The organism is Actinomyces wuliandei, from assembly GCF_004010955.1.
Classification (GTDB): domain Bacteria; phylum Actinomycetota; class Actinomycetes; order Actinomycetales; family Actinomycetaceae; genus Actinomyces; species Actinomyces wuliandei.
This window is the reverse complement of the sequence record NZ_CP025227.1, coordinates 752,188-767,737: the sequence shown is the minus strand read 5'-3', so window position 1 is coordinate 767,737 and position 15,550 is coordinate 752,188. Positions and strand designations below refer to the sequence as shown.

Sequence of the window (15,550 nt, the reverse complement as noted above, 5' to 3'; positions counted from 1 at the left end):
CGTGTCAGAACAGCCGGGCGGAGGAGTCGTCCAGGCCGCGCATGGCGTCGTAGTCGAGCACGACGCACCGGATCCCCCGGTCCTGGGCCAGCACCCGGGCCTGGGGCCTGATCGTCTGCGCCGCGAACACCCCGTGCACTGGTGACAGCAGCGGGTCGCGTTCCAGCAGCTCCAGGTAGCGGGTCAGCTGCTCGACCCCGTCGATCCCGCCTACGCGCTTGACCTCCACGGCCACAGACGTGCCGTCTGGAGCCTTGACCAGGAGGTCGACCGGGCCGATGGCAGTGGGATACTCCCGGCGCACCAGGCGGTGCCCGGGTCCCAGCAGCTCGACCTGCTCGGCCAGCAGCTGCTGGAGGTGGGACTCCACCCCGTCCTTGGTCAGGCCCGGGTCCGGCCCCAGCTCCTGGGTGACGTCAGACAACACCTCGTAGACGCGGATAACCAGCCGGTCGTCGGTCTTGGTGGCCTGGACCTGCCAGACCTGGGTGACACCATCCTGCGCGTCCTGCGGGCCGGGGTCGGTGACAGTGAGGCGAGCAGGAGCGGTCATCCAGTTCAGGGGCTTGTAGGAGCCTCCGTCAGAGTGGACCAGGACCGACCCGTCGGCCTTGAGCATGAGGAGCCGCCTGGCCCGGGGCAGATGGGCGTCCAGGCGGCCGGAGTAGTCCACGGAGCAGGAGGCGATGACAAGACGCACCCTGACACTGTAACGGCTCAGGCTGGCAGGCCTGGGCGCAGCGCGCGCCGAACCCGGACACCAGCCGGGTCGGGCTGCCCGCTACCGGCACGACACGGCCGCACAGGATCGTGCCCAGCCACACGGGACCGCAGGCCACCACGCCTATCTGGCCCCGGAGGAGGAAGTCCGCACGAGCCGGGTCATCCTCGGGGCGGACGCGCTGCGAGACGCTGCCGCAGCAAACTTGCGCCATGACAGATGCTCCCCCTGCTCCCCCCGCCCCTGAGTCTCCCGCTCACGATGACGGCGGCAGCCCACAGCGCCCTGGTCCCGCCAACCCTGCGTACTGGGCTGGCCCGGCAGGATCTGACACGTCGGCAACGCCCAGCCCCCGCGACACCGCGTACTACTCCTGGCGCCTGCCACGGCGCCAGGGCGCCTATCTCACCGGCACGGCTGGCCCCAACCGTCTTACCGGGCTGGACGCCGCCCGCGGACTGGCACTCATCGGCATGATGGCGGCGCACGCAGCCTTCACCACCTGCGGGCTGACCACGCTGCCGGGCCTGCTCAACCAGAGCCACGGACGGTCCTCCATCCTCTTCGCCACTATCGCCGGGTTCTCCCTGGGCCTCATGTCAGGAGGCAGGAACCCGCACAGGGGTGAGCGACTGGTGCGCACCCGGCTGCGGCTCATGGTGCGCAGCGCCATGCTCCTGGTCCTGGCCGCAGTCATGTCCTGGCTGGGCACGCCGGTAGCGATCATTCTCGGCTTCTACGCAGCCTGGCTGGTGCTGGGGATCCCGTTCCTGCGTGTGCGCCCCTCGCGCCTGTTCCTGCTGGCAGGAGCCTGCGCGCTCACCGGCGGCGTCGTCTCCGTCGGTCTACCGGCCCTCGCCCAGGAGCTGGGGCTCACCCTCCATCCGCCCATGGGCGACGGCAACAACGCCGTCACGGACTTCTTCGTCACCGGAACCTACCCGGGTGTGGTGTGGATGGCCTTCATCTTCCTAGGCCTGGGACTGTCCCGGCTGGACTGGTCCCGCGGCGCCAACCTGAGACGGCTGGCGGGAGCCGGCCTGCTGTGCGCAGTTATCGGCTACGGCTCAGGATGGGCGCTCTCGCAGGTTGTCAACCCCGAGTTTCCGGAGACCTTCCACCTTGTCAGCCCGGCCGACCCTGCCGAGTGCTTCTCCGCTAGTGAGCTGTCGTCCTCCCTGGTCGTCAACGACCCGGGCAGCAGCCTTCCCGCCGGGTCGAACTCCTGGAAGGACGCCGTCCCAGATGGGCCTGAAGGTTCTGGGATCCCTGAGCCGGGGACGGCAGACAGTAGCGTCCTGAGCAAGGGCGCACTGTCCACAGAGCCGACGATCTCCTTGCCAGAGCTGAGATACCTGGCCACAACCGAACCCCACTCCGGATCCCCTTTCGAGGTCATCGGCTCAGCCGGCGTGGCGATGGTGGTCATCGCCGTGGCCCAGCTGGTGGCTCGCCGCGCCCGCTACCTCCTGGCACCCCTGGCGGCTGCCGGGTCCATGTCCCTGACGGTCTACTGCGGCCACCTGGTGGTGTTCTGGATGCTGCGCTCCACCTCCCTGGCGTACGGAGAGTCCAACCTGCTGTGGGCGTCCATGGCGGCCGGGGCCTGCGCCTTCGCCATGGCCTGGTTCGCGGTCTTCGCCCGGGGACCGTTGGAGCACCTGGTCCACGTGGTCTCGGTCCGGGCGACCAGAGCCAGGGGCTAGGGCCTGCTGCGCCTGCGCACCAGGAGCACCAGCGTGGGGTGGACACAGGCAGGCAGCGGGGCGTCCCGGGGAGGACCAGGATCAGAACAGGCGGGGCTGCTGGGGCGCGGCAGCCTCCACCCAGGCCACCAGCGCTGCGTAGGAGTCCTCCATCATCGCCAGGTCGTAGTGCCCCGAGGCGTCCTGGCAGGACACCTCCACCACGCGGCCCTGCGCCCGGCGACGGTGGGCGCCCACCAGCTCCAGCTCACGGCGCGCAAAGGATCGCGAGGGTCGCGGGGACAGCGACATCAACCGGTACCAGTTCAGGGACCCGCTGCGGAAGGAGGCCACGCCGCTCAGCCAGTGGCTCCCACCCTGGGGACGCCAGGCGCACTCGAAGGAGCCCACCTGGCCAGCCAGGTAGCGCACGCGCACCAGGAAGCAGGCAGTCAGCAGCGCGACGACCAGGACGACGACCGCCGCCACGGTCCACGCGTGCACCGCCATACTCAGGCCCCCGGCTCCATGACCGCCTCGTCCGCAGCGATAGTGACAGTGTCATGGTCCACCGAGCAGAAACCGCCCGTGACCCTGATCAACACCAGCGAGCTGTCACCTGACGCCTCACCCGGACTGTCACCCCGACCGTCACCGACATCCGGGCTGGCTGCGATCCGCACCAGCCCGGAGCCGACCACGGCCAGGATCGGTTGCCGCCCCGGCAGGACGCCCATCTCACCGTCTACCAGCGGGACCGACAGCCGCGCAGCGTCACCAGACCACAGGTGCCCGGAGGGCGAGACCACCTTGATGCTCAGCGCGCCCAGTGCCATGGCTCCTCCTCCCGTCCGGTGCCCTGCTCAGTCCTGCAGCTCGGCGGCCCGGCGCTCCAGGTCCTCGATACCGCCGATGTTGAAGAAGGCCTGCTCAGGCAGGTGGTCGTAGTCACCGTCGCAGATCCGCCGGAAGGCCTCAATGGTCTCCGCCAGGGGGACGGTGGAGCCGGGCACACCGGTGAACTTCTCCGCCATGTAGGTGTTCTGGGACAGGAACTGCTCGATACGTCGCGCCCTGGCTACGGTGACCTTGTCCTCCTCACCCAGCTCGTCCACGCCCAGGATCGCGATAATGTCCTGCAGCTCCTTGTTCTTCTGAAGGATCGACTTCACCCGGGTGGCCACGCCGTAGTGCTCGGCACCCACGTAGCCGGGGGCGAGCAGCCGCGAGGTGGAGGCCAGCGGGTCCACCGCAGGGTAGATGCCGCGCGAGGCGATCTCACGACTGAGCTCGGTCGTGGCGTCCAGGTGGGCGAAGGTCGTGGCCGGAGCGGGGTCGGTGTAGTCGTCGGCGGGGACGTAGATGGCCTGCAGCGAGGTGATGGAGTGCCCGCCCGCTGAGGTGATCCGCTCCTGGAGCTGGCCCATCTCGTCGGCCAGGTTGGGCTGGTAGCCCACGGCGGAAGGCATGCGGCCCAGCAGCGTGGATACCTCCGAGCCCGCCTGGGTGAAGCGGAAGATGTTGTCAATAAACAGCAGCACGTCCTGGTTCTGGACGTCGCGGAAGTACTCCGCCATGGTCAGCGCTGACAGCGCCACCCGCAGACGCGTGCCCGGGGGCTCGTCCATCTGGCCGAAGACCAGGGCAGTCTTGTCAAAGACTCCGGCCTCCTCCATCTCCACGATGAGGTCGTTGCCCTCGCGGGTACGCTCGCCCACCCCGGCAAACACCGAGACGCCGCCGTGGTTCTGGGCCACACGCTGGATCATCTCCTGGATGAGGACGGTCTTGCCCACCCCGGCACCACCGAACAGGCCGATCTTGCCTCCCTGCACGTAGGGGGTGAGCAGGTCGATGACCTTGATGCCGGTCTCAAACATCTGCTCCTTGGACTCCAGCTGATCGAAGGCCGGAGGCTGGCGGTGGATAGGCCAGCGCTCGGTGACCTCCAGGGACTCGCCGGGGGCGAGGTTGAGGACCTCCCCGGTGACGTTGAAGACGTGGCCCTTGGTCACCTCACCCACGGGCACGGAGATCGGAGCGCCCGTGTCACGGACCTCGGTGCCACGGACCAGGCCGTCAGTGGGCTTGAGGGAGATGGTCCGCACGATGTTGTCACCCAGGTGCTGGGCGACCTCCAGGGTGATCTCGTGAGACTCCTCGCCCTCGCTAGTGGCCTGGACGGTCACGTGCAGGGCGTTGTACATCGCGGGGACGGCCTCGGGCGGGAACTCGACATCGACGACAGCGCCGATGATGCGGACGATGCGTCCCGTACCGGGGGTGATGGTGTCAGCCATGTTCGTTCTTCCGTGTCCGTGTCTTCCTAGGGTCTTGCCCGGGCCCTCCCGAGGTCGGCTGGCAGAGCCCTCCTGGTCTGGAGTATCGCAGGTCCTGGACCTCACCCGGAGCCCAGGGCGTCAGCCCCGGAGACGATCTCGGTGATCTCCTGGGTGATGTCCCCCTGGCGGGCGGCGTTGGCCAGCCGGGTGTAGGTGGTGATGATCTCCTCAGCGTTGTCTGTGGCCGTGTGCATGGCCTGCTGCCGGGCCGCCAGCTCCGAGGCCGCCGACTGCAGCAGGGCGTTGCGGATACGGGTGGCCACGTAGCGGGCCAGGAGGGCACCCAGGACCTCGTTGGGGCTGGGCTCGAACTCGTAGAGGGGCAGCGCCTGCTGCGGCTGCTCCCGCGCCTCGTCGACGTCGACCACCGTCAGCGGCAGCATGCGGCGCACCTCAGGGACCTGGGAGACCATGGAGACGTAGCGGGTGAAGACGATGTGGACCTCGGCCACGCCCCCGGCCGGCTCTGAGGCGAGGAAGTACTCCAGGAGCAGCGAGGCGACCTCGTTGATGGTGGGGGCGGAAGGGCGGTCGGACTCTCCCGTCCAGGAGTACTCGACGTCGCGGCCCCGGAAGGAGAAGTAGGACTGGGCCCGCCTGCCGAAGGTGAACAGGACCGGCTCCCTGCCCTCGGCAAGAAGCTGGTTGAGCAGGTGCTCGCTCTCACGCAGGATTGTCGCCGAGTAGGCGCCTGCCATCCCTCGGTCTGAGGTGACCACAAGGACGGCAACCCGGTTGGTGTCGGCGCGGGTCCGGGTGATGGGGTGGTCCAGCCGCGCGTAGGAGCCCAGGGCGGCCACCGCGTGGCTCAGGGCGTGGTCGTAGGGGGAGACCTCCTGGGCGTTGCGGCGCGCCTGCCCGATCCGGGACGAGGCGATCAGCTCCATCGCCTTGAAGACCTTCTGGAGGGTCTGGGTGGAGCGGATGCGCTGCTTGTAGAGGCGTTGGTTGCCCGCCACGTCAGTCCCTCCTGACCACGAGCCGCTCGTGGGTGCGCTCGGCAGGGCTGGGTGCCTGCGGACCGGAGGCCTGGGCACCGAGCACCTGGCCGTCGGCGACGTAGGAGGTGCGGAAGGACTCCACCGCCTGGCGCAGCGCCTCCTCGGTCTCCTCGTCCAGGTCGCCCGTGGTGCGGATCGTCTCCAGCACGGTGGTGCGGCGTCGCAGGTGGTCCAGGAGGGAGGCCTCGAAGGGGAGGACCTCGGAGACCTCCAGGTCGTCCAGGTAGCCGTTGGTCCCCGTCCACACTGAGGCCACCTGCTCCTCGACGGGGTAGGGCGTGTGCTGGGGCTGCTTGAGCAGCTCCATGAGGCGCTCCCCTCGGGTGAGCTGGGCCCGGGTGGTGGCGTCCAGGTCGGAGGCGAACATGGCAAAGGCCTGCATAGAGCGGTACTGCGCCAGGGTGATCTTGAGGGTTCCCGCTACCTTCTTCATGGCCTTCACCTGCGCCGCGCCCCCTACGCGCGACACGGAGATGCCCACGTCCACGGCAGGGCGCTGGTCGGCGTTGAACAGGTCGGACTGGAGGAAGATCTGCCCGTCGGTGATGGAGATGACGTTGGTGGGGATGTAGGCGGAGACGTCGTTGGCCTTGGTCTCGATGAGCGGCAGGCCGGTCATCGAGCCGGCACCGAGCTCGTCGGAGAGCTTGGCGCAGCGCTCCAGCAGACGGGAGTGGAGGTAGAAGACGTCACCGGGGTAGGCCTCACGGCCCGGGGGGCGACGCAGCAGCAGGGACACAGCCCGGTAGGCCTCCGCCTGCTTGGACAGGTCATCGAAGACGATGAGCACGTGCCTGCCCTGGTACATCCAGTGCTGGCCGATGGCCGACCCGGTGTAGGGCGAGAGGTACTTGAAGCCCGCCGGGTCGGAGGCCGGGGAGGCGACGATAGTGGTGTACTCCAAGGCGCCGTGCTCCTCCAGGGTGGCGCGCACGGAGGCGATGGTGGAGCCCTTCTGCCCGGTGGCCACGTAGATGCAGCGCACCTGCTGGGCGGGGTCACCGGTGTCCCAGGCTGCCTTCTGGTTGAGGATGGTGTCCAGGGCGATGGCGGTCTTGCCGGTCTGGCGGTCGCCGATGACAAGCTGGCGCTGGCCGCGGCCGACGGGGATCATCGAGTCGATGGCCTTCAAGCCGGTCTGAAGCGGCTCGTGGACGGACTTGCGGGCCATGACGCCGGGTGCCTGGAGCTCCAGGGCGCGCCGTGTCTGCGCGGCGATCTCACCCAGGCCGTCGATCGGCCGTCCCAAGGGGTCGACCACGCGCCCCAGGAAGGCGTCACCTACCGGCACAGAGAGTACCTCGCCGGTGCGGCGCACTACCTGCCCCTCGTCGATACCGTCGAAGCCACCCAGGACGACCACGCCGATCCGGCGCTCCTCCAGGTTCATGGCCAACCCGGCGGTCCCGTCCTCAAAGGTCAGCAGCTCGTTGGCCATGACTCCGGGCAGGCCCTCGACGTGCGCGATGCCGTCAGCGGCGAAGACGACGCGCCCGACCTCCTCTGCGGCCACCTGCGCGGGCCTGTAGGACGCGGCGAACTCGGCGAGGGCCGAACGGATCTCCTCGGGCCTGATGGTCAGCTCTGCCATCTGTCGTCTCCTTGGGTGAGTGGGTGCTGTGTGTGCGGGGTGGAGCGCTCCCGCCGGGTGGACGCGTCCGCGTCCAGGCTCGTGGCAGGGGCACGGCGCGCTGGGACCGGTAGAACCACGATCGATCAGCCCGTGAGCCGCTGGCGCAGGTCGGCGATGGTGCTGGCAACTGTGCGGTCCAGGACGTGGTCCTTGACCGTGATGCGCATGCCACCGATGACTGCGGGGTCGACCTCGGTGCTCAGCTCGACGTCGGTGCCCAGGCGGCGGGTGAGGATGGAGCGCAGACGGGCCTCCTGCTGCGTGCTCAGGGGCTGGGCGGTGACCACGTCTGCGATGGCGCGGTGCTGGGCAGCGGCAGCCCTCTCCACCACACGTCTCAGGTTGCGCTGGGTCCCCCCTTCAGCACGGTGCCGCACACACCAGCGCAGCAGGCTCATCGCCGGGGCGGACAGGCGGGAGGCGAAGACCTGCTCGGCCAGCCGCACCCGGGCCTCGGTGGTGGTACGCCGGGAGGGGTCCAGGGCCTCCCGGAGCTCGGGAGCGGCTGCCAGCTGCTCCAGGACACCGAAGATCTCACGCTCGATGCTGCCCACGGTGCCGTCAGCACGGGCACCAGCCAGGAGCGCCTCGATACCGAGGTCGTGGAGGGCGGAGATGATGTCCACCGGCTGCGACCAGCGCCGCCGCGCCATGGAGCACAGCAACTCCACCACGCGCTCGTCCACCCGCCCCTGGAAGAGCCGTGAGGCCAGGTCCGCCTTGTCCTGCCCTGCGCGCCCCGGGTCCGTGAGCGGCCCCCGCAGGGGGGAGGCAGCAACCTGGTGGGCCACGTCCAGGATCTGGCGCCCCAGGCCCTGCCCCTGAGCCCCTGCGGCGGCCAGCACCGGCGCCCAGGCGGCCCGGACCTCGGCGCGGGTCGCAGCGGTCCCGGTACTCACCGCAGCTCCTCGGCAGCGGCACCGTCGTCAATGCCGCTGATGGGGTCGAGCGTGTCGAGCTCGTCCATGAAGCGGTCGATGACGCGAGCCGACAGGGCCGTGTCGCGCAGCTGCTCCCCGACGATCTGCTCGGCCAGCGAGGAGGCGAGCAGGCCGACGTCGGTACGCAGGGAGATCTGGGCGGTCTGCTTGTCAGCCAGGATCTGGCGCCGGGTCGCCTCGTGGATGCTGGCCGCCTCCGCCTGGGCGTCGCTACGCGCCTGGGCGAGGATCTCCCTGGCCTGCCCCTGGGCGTCCTCACGGATCCTGGCCGCCTCGTGGCGCGCCTCCTCAACCAGCCGGGCGGCCTGCTGCTGCGCGTCAGCCTGCTGCTGCCTGGCCTTGTCAGCCAGGTCCAGCCCTTCCTGGATGCGCGCAGCACGCTCGTCAAGAGCAGCGTAGATCCGGGGAAGACCGTACCGGCCCACCAGGATGAGGATCAGCAGGAGGGTGACAGCCGCCCAGAAGACCTCGTACAGCGGGGGAAGCAGGAAGGACGTGCCTCCGGCCTCCCCCCCGGCAGCAGCCGGAATGACCGCGGAGAGCATCAGCTGACGACGAGCGGCAGGACGAAGCCGATCAGACCGAGCGCCTCCACCATACCCGCACCAATGATCATGTTGGTGAACAGGCGTCCCGCGACCTCCGGCTGACGGGCGGTGGCCTCCTGGGTCTTGCCGACCAGCATGCCGATACCGATACCGGGGCCCAGCGTGGCCAGTCCGTAGCCGACGTAGGCGAGTGCGACAGACGTCATGTGTGTGTTCCTTTGCTCTGGCGCCGGGGCGCGGGTTGGGTTCAGGTTTCTCAGGTGCCGGGTGGGCGTCGCCCTCCAGGACTGTCAACTGCTGTCAGCACTGGCAGTAGCTGCTTCTCACGGGCTTCGCCCCGGCGCGACCAGCTTGTGCATGTCAGTGGGCCTCCACGGACAGCCTGATGTAGACGGCGCTGAGGATAGTGAAGATATAGGCCTGCAGGAAGGCGACAAAGACCTCGAACAGGGTCATCAGCACCATGGACACCCCTGTCAGGACGCTCAGGACCGAGGTTGCCTGGAGGTGGAGCAGGAGCGTCGTCGTCCCGAAGTAGGTCATGGCCAGCAGCAGGTGTCCCGCGACCATGTTGCACAGCAGACGCAGCGTCAAGGTGGCCGGCCTCACGATAAAAGTGGAGAGAAACTCGATCGGGGTGATGAGCAGGTACATGGGCCTGGGCAGACCGGGAGGAAAGAGCTGGGAGGACAGGAACCCGCCCAGGCCCTGCGCCCGCACGCCAGCGCCGATAAAGGTGACGTAGGTGGTCAGCGCGAGCACCAGGGGAACCGCGATGACCGCAGAGGCGGCGATGTTGAGTCCCGGGACGATGCCAGCCAGGTTCATCGCCAGGACACCGAGGAAGAGGGTTGTCAGAAAGGGGGCAAAGCGACGCCCCGTTCCAGGTCCCAGCATGGCCAGCGCGACGTTGGAGCGCAGGAAGTCCGCCACCACCTCCAGGAGCGCCCGGCCGTGGCCAGGCACCCGTCTGGTGCCAGACGCTGCCGCAGCGACCAGCAGGCACAGCACGGCAGCCACGACGAGCCTGACCAGGACCAGCCGGTTGACCTCCAGGAGCGTTCCCTCACCGAGGAAGGTCTGCGGAAAGAAGTCGCTGACCCCCGGCTGGTGGGGGTGCTCAGTAAAGGCCGGGACGGCTGTCACGGCAATCACGACGACGAGCAGCCCAAGCAGCACCCGGTACCAGACGGGCCACGGACGACGCGCCGGGGTGCTGGAGTCAGGCGAGGACGCGCCCGCCGTGTCGGCAGTGTCCTCGATGGCAGCGTGTGCGGACAGGGTCTCCTCCTGTGTGGGCAATCTCAGTAGGTCTCTCAGCGGTGCAAGGCGGTACACATGCTATCAGGCAGGATGACGCCACAGGTACCAACGGCAGGCACCAGCCCCCTGCTACCCCTGCTACAGCAGTCCCTCATGACTGTGCTGCTCCTGCACCTTATGCCTCCTCCGCACCTCAGGCACTGTGGGCACTCTTCGGGCGCTCCTCAGCGAACCGGGGGCTGGCCCCCGGGCGGGGCGGGATCCACGTCTCCCCGTACCCGCACCAGGGCCGCCGTCTCACAGGCCATCCCAGCCAGGACCGCCAGGATGAGGGAGACACCGATGACCCTGGTGTCCAGGGCAAGCACCCGCCCGCCCACGAGGGCAGCGCCCAGGATGGCCAGGCGGAGAAGGTACCCGCCCCCCACCCAGACCACCATGAGGCCGGGGCCGGAACGCACCATACGCCCCAGGAGGAGCCAGACTGAGGCCAGCAGGACCGCCACCGCCACCGCCGCCACGAGAAAGGTGCCCAGGGGGGCGCGGACGTTGCCCAGGACCACCCAGACTGCCTCCAGGACGGTCATGGCCACGACAACCACACCGAGAGAGCGCCGAACCCGGGCCACGGCCCCGAGCAGCGCCGAGGCCGACACTCCCTGCTGCTGATCCTGCCGAGCCGCCGGCCAGGCCTGCGCGCCGTCGTCGTCGCGCTGCCGCTCACCGTACCGCTGGTGGGCTACCACGATGCCTCCCTACCTGTTGGGTGTCCTCCTGCTGCGCCCCTCGGCGGTACCTGAGGCCGTGCGGCCTGCGACCCGTGGGACGACGTCACCGACTCCTCTGCACCTGCCACAGCACCTGTCTCGGCACCATGGGGGGCCTGACCGCTGGCGGGAAGCGAGACCTCGCCCGTTCCTGACACCAGCCGGGAGGAGACCACCCGGACGTGCCGGGCGCCGGTACGCCGCGCTACCATGCCGCGCACCCCCGGCATCATGTCCACAGTGGCCACGAGGGCCAGGACGGCCCCCGCCAGGGTACCGACCAGGACCCACCACAGGGGCAGGAAGCCCAAGGCGGCCACCGGGAAGGAGGCAGCCGCAGCCCACACGTACATCACCAGCACCGCACGACGGTGGGAGTGGCCTGAGGCCAGCAGCCGGTGGTGCATGTGCATCCGGTCGGCGTGGAAGGGGCTGTTCCCGGCCAGGACACGACGGAGTATGAGCCGGACCATGTCCACCACGGGCAGCAGCAGGACGACCAGCGGCAGGAGGATCGGCAGGAAGGCGGGCACCGCCCGGGACCCCTCGAAGCTGCCCGGGTCGATCTGACCGGTCACGATGATGGTCGAGGCGGCCGAGACCAGGCCCAGCTGCATGGACCCGGAGTCGCCCATGAAGATCGTCGCCGGGTTGAAGTTGTAGGGCAGGAAGCCCACACACACGCCGATGAGGGCCGCCACGACGGTAGCCGCCAGGGAGGTGTAGGACTCCGGGCTGGTGGCGCGGGTCAGCACGTAGACGTAGAGGAAGAACGCGGTGGCGCCGATACCGACGATCCCTGCGGCCAGCCCGTCCAGGCCGTCCATCCAGTTCACGGCGTTGATGGCCACCAGGACGACCAGGACCGTGGAGACCAGGGACAGGCGCGAGGACCCGATCGTCAGTCCGCCGACGGGAAAGGTCAGCAGCTGGACCCCCTGCCAGGCCATAGCCCCCGAGGCCAGCACCTGCCCTGCCAGCTTGGTCGCCCAGTCCAGCTCCCACAGGTCGTCAACCACCCCCAGGAGGCACACCAGGCCGGCTCCCAGGACCACGGCCCACGCCGAGGAGTCGATGACGTTGGAGAGGTAGGGGATCCTGGAGGCCACGGTGACAGCCAGCAGCAGGCCGACGAACATGGCCACACCGCCCAGGCGCGGGATGGGCGTGGAGTGGACGTCACGGGCACGCACCGGGGTAAGCGCGTTGCTCACCAGGGCGACGTGGCGCACCACGGGGACCGTCACGTAGGTTCCCGCAGCCGCCACGAGAAGGACAAGCAGGTAGACCCTCACCTCCCTGCCTCCTCGCTCACCTGTCCGGCACGTACCGGGGCGGCGTCCCCGGCTAAGTCCCTGGCGGCGTCCGCACCCTCCCAGGAGGCAGCGACGACCTCAGCCAGGCGCCGGGGGTCCAGGACCCCGTGGCGTATCACGCGCGGCTGGTCGGCGTGGCCACGGGGACCGGAGAGGTCGACGATGGTGGAGGGTAGGGGACCCGGGGTGGGGCCGGAGTCGACAAGCAGGATGTCATGCAGGACGTCCCGGTCTCGGCCGTCCTGGCCGCGAGCGTCCCCGCCAGGCGGCAGCACCCTGTCGGGAAAGGCGGCGCGCACGCCGTCGGCGTCAGTGGCGGGCGCCTGACCGGAACGGTTGGCTGAGGTCACCGCCATCGGACCCACGTCACGCAGCAGCGCCAGGGCCACAGGGTGGTCGGGCATGCGCACCGCGATGGTCGCCGAGGTCTGCCCCAGCCACCAGCCCAGACCGGGCCTGGCGTCGAGGACAAGAGTCAGCGCTCCGGGCCAGAAGGCCTGCACGAGGGCACGGGCGACAGGAGGCACCAGGGGCACCAGGCTGTCCAGCTCTGCGGCGTCGGCGACAAGGACAGGAGGCGGCTTGCGGCTGTCACGCCCCTTGGCCGCCAGGAGCCGGGTCACGGCCTGGGCGTCAGCAGCCCTGCACCCCAGCCCGTAGACGGTGTCAGTCGGCAGGGCCACGAGGCCGCCAGCACGCACGTGCTCCGCAGCCGCCTCTCCTGCTCCTGCTGCTGCCACGGTCTCCTGCTGCCGACTCACGGTGCGCATCCTCGCACGATCCGCTCCTGTCAGCAGCAAGGACCTGCGTCACACCAGGCGCCGCGCCGCAGCCCAGCGGGTCAGCTCGTTGCGGTTGGACAGCTGGAGCTTGCGCAGGACCGCAGAGACGTGGGTCTCCACGGTCTTGACAGAGATGAAGAGCTCGGAAGCGCACTCCTTGTAGGTGTAGCCGCGGGCGATCAGGCGCATCACCTCACGCTCACGGGCGGACAGTCGGTCCAGCTCGGAGTCAGCCACCGCCACCTCCCCCGCCCCGGTCCCGAAGGCGTCCAGGACGAAGCCGGCCAGCCGGGGCGAGAAGGCAGCGTCCCCGGCGGCGACGCGGCGTACCGCCTGGGCCAGGTCCTGCGGGGAGATGGCCTTGGTGACGTAGCCCCGGGCACCGGCACGGATGACGGCAACGACGTCCTCCGCCGCGTCGGAGACCGACAGCGCCAGGAAGCGGCTCGCCTCCACGTCACGGCAGGCGGTCACCACCTCAGCCCCTCCCCCACCGTCTCCTCCCGGAAGGTGCACGTCAAGCAGGACCACGTCAGGTGCCAGGGCGTGCACTGCGGCGACAGCCCCCTCGACGTCGCTGGCCTCAGCCACGACCTCCAGGTCCGGCGCGTGAGTGCTCAGCTCGGCACGCACTCCCGCACGCACCAGGACGTGGTCGTCGACAACGAGGACACGCAGGTGCGAGGACGTCTCCAGGACGGACGGTGAGGGGACGGACGGCGGAGGGACGGACACTGTGGGTGCTCCTCGCAGGCTGTGGTGGCACGCGCTGACATGCCGGTGCGCGTGCCCACATGCTAGGCGTCCTGGGCGGTGGGCGCAGGCAGGGACAAGGCGACCTCCGTGCCCGCCTCGAGCCTGCGCACACGTGCGCTGCCGCCGTGACGCTCCATGCGCGCGATGATGGACTCACGCACCCCGTGCCGGTCCGGCGCCACGGCCTCAAGGTCAAAGCCGGGCCCTCGGTCCCGCACGAACACCTCCAGGCGCTCGGGACCCGCCTCCAGGTAGAGCGACACCGGTGGGGCACCGTGACGCACGGCGTTGGACAGGGCCTCACGGGAGGCAGCCACCACGACCTCGGTGTCACGGTCCGGGACACGGTCACCCACGCAGACGAGGTCCACGGCCACGCCGTAGCGGTCCTCGACCTCACCCACCAGGTCCCTGAAGGCGTCAGACACGGAGGTGCCAGGCTCAGGCCGGTCCGTGTACAGCCACGCGCGCAGCTCGCGCTCCTGGGAGCGCGCCAGCCGGGCCACCGTCTCCGGCTCCGCCGCCCGCCTGCGGATGAGGGTGAGCGTCTGCAGCACCGAGTCGTGGAGGTGCGCGGCGATGTCGGCCCGCTCGGCCTCACGGGCCTCGGCCTCACGGGTCTCGGTGAGCGCACGGGCTGTCCTCAGCCACAGGGGGACCAGGACCGCACCGACCCCGGCGATGACGGCGCCCCCCGCCAGCGCCCCGGAGAGGATCTCGCCGGGAGGGCTGTCGCTGGCGACCCAGGCCAGGATGCCCACGGCAGCCAGGGCGGTGCCGCCCAGGAGCCTGAGGACGGCGCCTGCGCTGCGCCCGGGGGCGAGAACGGCCTCGCCCTGGGACCAGGCCAAGGCGACCCCGGCGACGACGATGAGGATGATGACCAGGCTGCCCGCCCGCTCCAGCAGGTCCAGGCGCCAGGCCGCAAGCAGCACAGCGGCCAGGATGAAGGGGCTGCCGTCAATGACCCCCTGGCGGCCACTGGAGGCGGTCCTCCCGGGTCCCCTGGCAACGGTCCTGGTAGCCAGGCGGGCACGCGCCGGGGGGAGCCCGTCCTCCTGTGCCCACGGGTCCCCGGCAGGGACCGCGACCCACAGCAGGGCGTAGAGAAGAAGGCCCGCTCCACCGAGCATACCCAACGCCAGGAACCCCGCGCGCACCAACCAGGACGGCAGCCCCAGGTGCGCTGCGACCCCGGAGCACACTCCAGCCAGCAGGCGGGGGACACGGGGGCGTCCTGGCCCGGAGCCCTGGGATGCGGCTGACGAGCGGGAGGCGAGCAGCCTGAGGCCCCTGGGCGGGCGGCGCAGGGGGAGCCGCTGGGCGGGCCTGCCGGGTACGGGCACCGGAGGAGCCTCAGGAGCCGCACCGGCTGGCTCGGGGGCGGGAGGAGGCCGGAGGGTCACGGTCTCATCGTGGCACGTCCCAGCCCCCTGAGCCACGACGACGGGCGAAAGCCCGGGTGACCCAGGGGTCGGCTCGGGGGACAGTCAGGGCGTCCCCGGATCGCGTGGGACGGCACCCTTCGGTGACGATAAGCCTGTGAACGCCGATAACCCTGTCAACCCTGTCAACAACAACAAGCCTACGAGCAACGACGACACCTCCCCCACGAGACCGGTCCCCAGGACCCTGCGGCCCCGCACGCCCCCGAGGGGGCGGATGCCCCCATCGGCTCACAGAGCGCCTTCTCCACAGCCCACACCCCCTCTGGACAGGCCGGGCCACCGGAATCCGGGAGGACCAGCCAGGAGTCAGCAGGACAGCAGCCAGGCCACCCCTCGGGCCACGCCGA

The 15,550-nt window shown here is 69.9% G+C and carries 16 protein-coding genes; 1 reads left to right on the top strand and 15 read right to left on the bottom strand.

Features of this window, described 5'->3' with window-relative positions:
* Positions 1–4: 4 nt before the first annotated feature.
* Complete coding sequence (gene nucS / locus CWS50_RS03110) at positions 5–700, bottom strand: endonuclease NucS (protein ID WP_127841629.1); 696 nt, start codon at positions 698–700, stop codon at positions 5–7.
* A gap of 233 nt (positions 701–933) precedes the next feature.
* Between nucS and CWS50_RS03105 the strand changes: the two genes are divergently transcribed.
* A complete protein-coding gene (locus CWS50_RS03105; RefSeq protein WP_127841628.1) occupies positions 934–2,427 on the top strand; it encodes a heparan-alpha-glucosaminide N-acetyltransferase domain-containing protein in 1,494 nt (497 codons plus the stop codon).
* 81 nt (positions 2,428–2,508) lie between these two features.
* On the opposite strand, the gene CWS50_RS03100 is transcribed toward CWS50_RS03105, so the two are convergent.
* The 14 genes from CWS50_RS03100 to CWS50_RS03035 all read right to left on the bottom strand — a co-directional run bounded on the left by CWS50_RS03100 (position 2,509) and on the right by CWS50_RS03035 (position 15,161).
* Positions 2,509–2,916, bottom strand: a complete 408-nt coding sequence (locus tag CWS50_RS03100) for a DUF2550 domain-containing protein (protein ID WP_127841627.1) — start codon at positions 2,914–2,916, stop codon at positions 2,509–2,511.
* Positions 2,917–2,918: 2 nt separating this feature from the next.
* Complete coding sequence (locus CWS50_RS03095) at positions 2,919–3,242, bottom strand: F0F1 ATP synthase subunit delta/epsilon (RefSeq protein WP_127841626.1); 324 nt, start codon at positions 3,240–3,242, stop codon at positions 2,919–2,921.
* 27 nt (positions 3,243–3,269) lie between these two features.
* Complete coding sequence (gene atpD / locus CWS50_RS03090; RefSeq protein WP_127841625.1) at positions 3,270–4,706, bottom strand: F0F1 ATP synthase subunit beta; 1,437 nt, start codon at positions 4,704–4,706, stop codon at positions 3,270–3,272.
* Between the two features lie 101 nt (positions 4,707–4,807).
* Entirely contained in the window at positions 4,808–5,707 is a 900-nt protein-coding gene (locus CWS50_RS03085; RefSeq protein ID WP_127841624.1) for a F0F1 ATP synthase subunit gamma, read from the bottom strand.
* Between the two features lies 1 nt (position 5,708).
* Entirely contained in the window at positions 5,709–7,340 is a 1,632-nt protein-coding gene (gene atpA, locus CWS50_RS03080; protein WP_127841623.1) for a F0F1 ATP synthase subunit alpha, read from the bottom strand.
* Between the two features lie 125 nt (positions 7,341–7,465).
* Positions 7,466–8,281, bottom strand: a complete 816-nt coding sequence (locus CWS50_RS03075) for a F0F1 ATP synthase subunit delta (RefSeq protein WP_127841622.1) — start codon at positions 8,279–8,281, stop codon at positions 7,466–7,468.
* Complete coding sequence (locus CWS50_RS03070) at positions 8,278–8,868, bottom strand: F0F1 ATP synthase subunit B (RefSeq protein WP_127841621.1); 591 nt, start codon at positions 8,866–8,868, stop codon at positions 8,278–8,280. Before CWS50_RS03070 ends, CWS50_RS03075 begins: the two co-directional genes overlap by 4 nt.
* The gene (atpE, locus tag CWS50_RS03065; RefSeq protein WP_127841620.1) at positions 8,868–9,077 is read right to left on the bottom strand and encodes an ATP synthase F0 subunit C; all 210 of its coding nucleotides are present in this window, start codon (positions 9,075–9,077) and stop codon (positions 8,868–8,870) included. The genes CWS50_RS03070 and atpE overlap by 1 nt, the downstream gene beginning before the upstream one ends.
* Positions 9,078–9,231: 154 nt before the next feature.
* Complete coding sequence (atpB, locus tag CWS50_RS03060; RefSeq protein WP_127843193.1) at positions 9,232–10,050, bottom strand: F0F1 ATP synthase subunit A; 819 nt, start codon at positions 10,048–10,050, stop codon at positions 9,232–9,234.
* Positions 10,051–10,358: 308 nt separating this feature from the next.
* Complete coding sequence (locus CWS50_RS03055; protein WP_127841619.1) at positions 10,359–10,880, bottom strand: pseudouridine synthase; 522 nt, start codon at positions 10,878–10,880, stop codon at positions 10,359–10,361.
* Positions 10,874–12,196 (bottom strand): MraY family glycosyltransferase, encoded by a 1,323-nt coding sequence (locus CWS50_RS03050; protein ID WP_127841618.1) that lies wholly within the window; start codon positions 12,194–12,196, stop codon positions 10,874–10,876. Before CWS50_RS03050 ends, CWS50_RS03055 begins: the two co-directional genes overlap by 7 nt.
* On the bottom strand, positions 12,193–12,987 hold the full coding sequence (locus CWS50_RS03045; RefSeq protein ID WP_127841617.1) for an L-threonylcarbamoyladenylate synthase: 795 nt from the start codon (positions 12,985–12,987) through the stop codon (positions 12,193–12,195). Before CWS50_RS03045 ends, CWS50_RS03050 begins: the two co-directional genes overlap by 4 nt.
* A 39-nt stretch (positions 12,988–13,026) precedes the next feature.
* A complete protein-coding gene (locus CWS50_RS03040; RefSeq protein WP_279221962.1) occupies positions 13,027–13,734 on the bottom strand; it encodes a response regulator in 708 nt (235 codons plus the stop codon).
* A gap of 62 nt (positions 13,735–13,796) precedes the next feature.
* Positions 13,797–15,161 carry an ATP-binding protein gene (locus CWS50_RS03035; protein WP_127841616.1) on the bottom strand — a complete coding sequence of 455 codons (1,365 nt, stop codon included), beginning with the start codon at positions 15,159–15,161 and terminating at the stop codon, positions 13,797–13,799.
* Positions 15,162–15,550: the final 389 nt, after the last annotated feature.

Coding starts and splice junctions, on each gene's coding strand:
- CWS50_RS03105 (WP_127841628.1), top strand. CDS start 934: ATGACAGATGCTCCCCCTGCTCCCCCCGCCCCTGAGTCTCCCGCTCAC.
- CWS50_RS03100 (WP_127841627.1), bottom strand. CDS start 2,916: ATGGCGGTGCACGCGTGGACCGTGGCGGCGGTCGTCGTCCTGGTCGTC.
- CWS50_RS03095 (WP_127841626.1), bottom strand. CDS start 3,242: ATGGCACTGGGCGCGCTGAGCATCAAGGTGGTCTCGCCCTCCGGGCAC.
- atpD (WP_127841625.1), bottom strand. CDS start 4,706: ATGGCTGACACCATCACCCCCGGTACGGGACGCATCGTCCGCATCATC.
- atpA (WP_127841623.1), bottom strand. CDS start 7,340: ATGGCAGAGCTGACCATCAGGCCCGAGGAGATCCGTTCGGCCCTCGCC.
- CWS50_RS03070 (WP_127841621.1), bottom strand. CDS start 8,868: ATGCTCTCCGCGGTCATTCCGGCTGCTGCCGGGGGGGAGGCCGGAGGC.
- atpE (WP_127841620.1), bottom strand. CDS start 9,077: ATGACGTCTGTCGCACTCGCCTACGTCGGCTACGGACTGGCCACGCTG.
- CWS50_RS03045 (WP_127841617.1), bottom strand. CDS start 12,987: ATGCGCACCGTGAGTCGGCAGCAGGAGACCGTGGCAGCAGCAGGAGCA.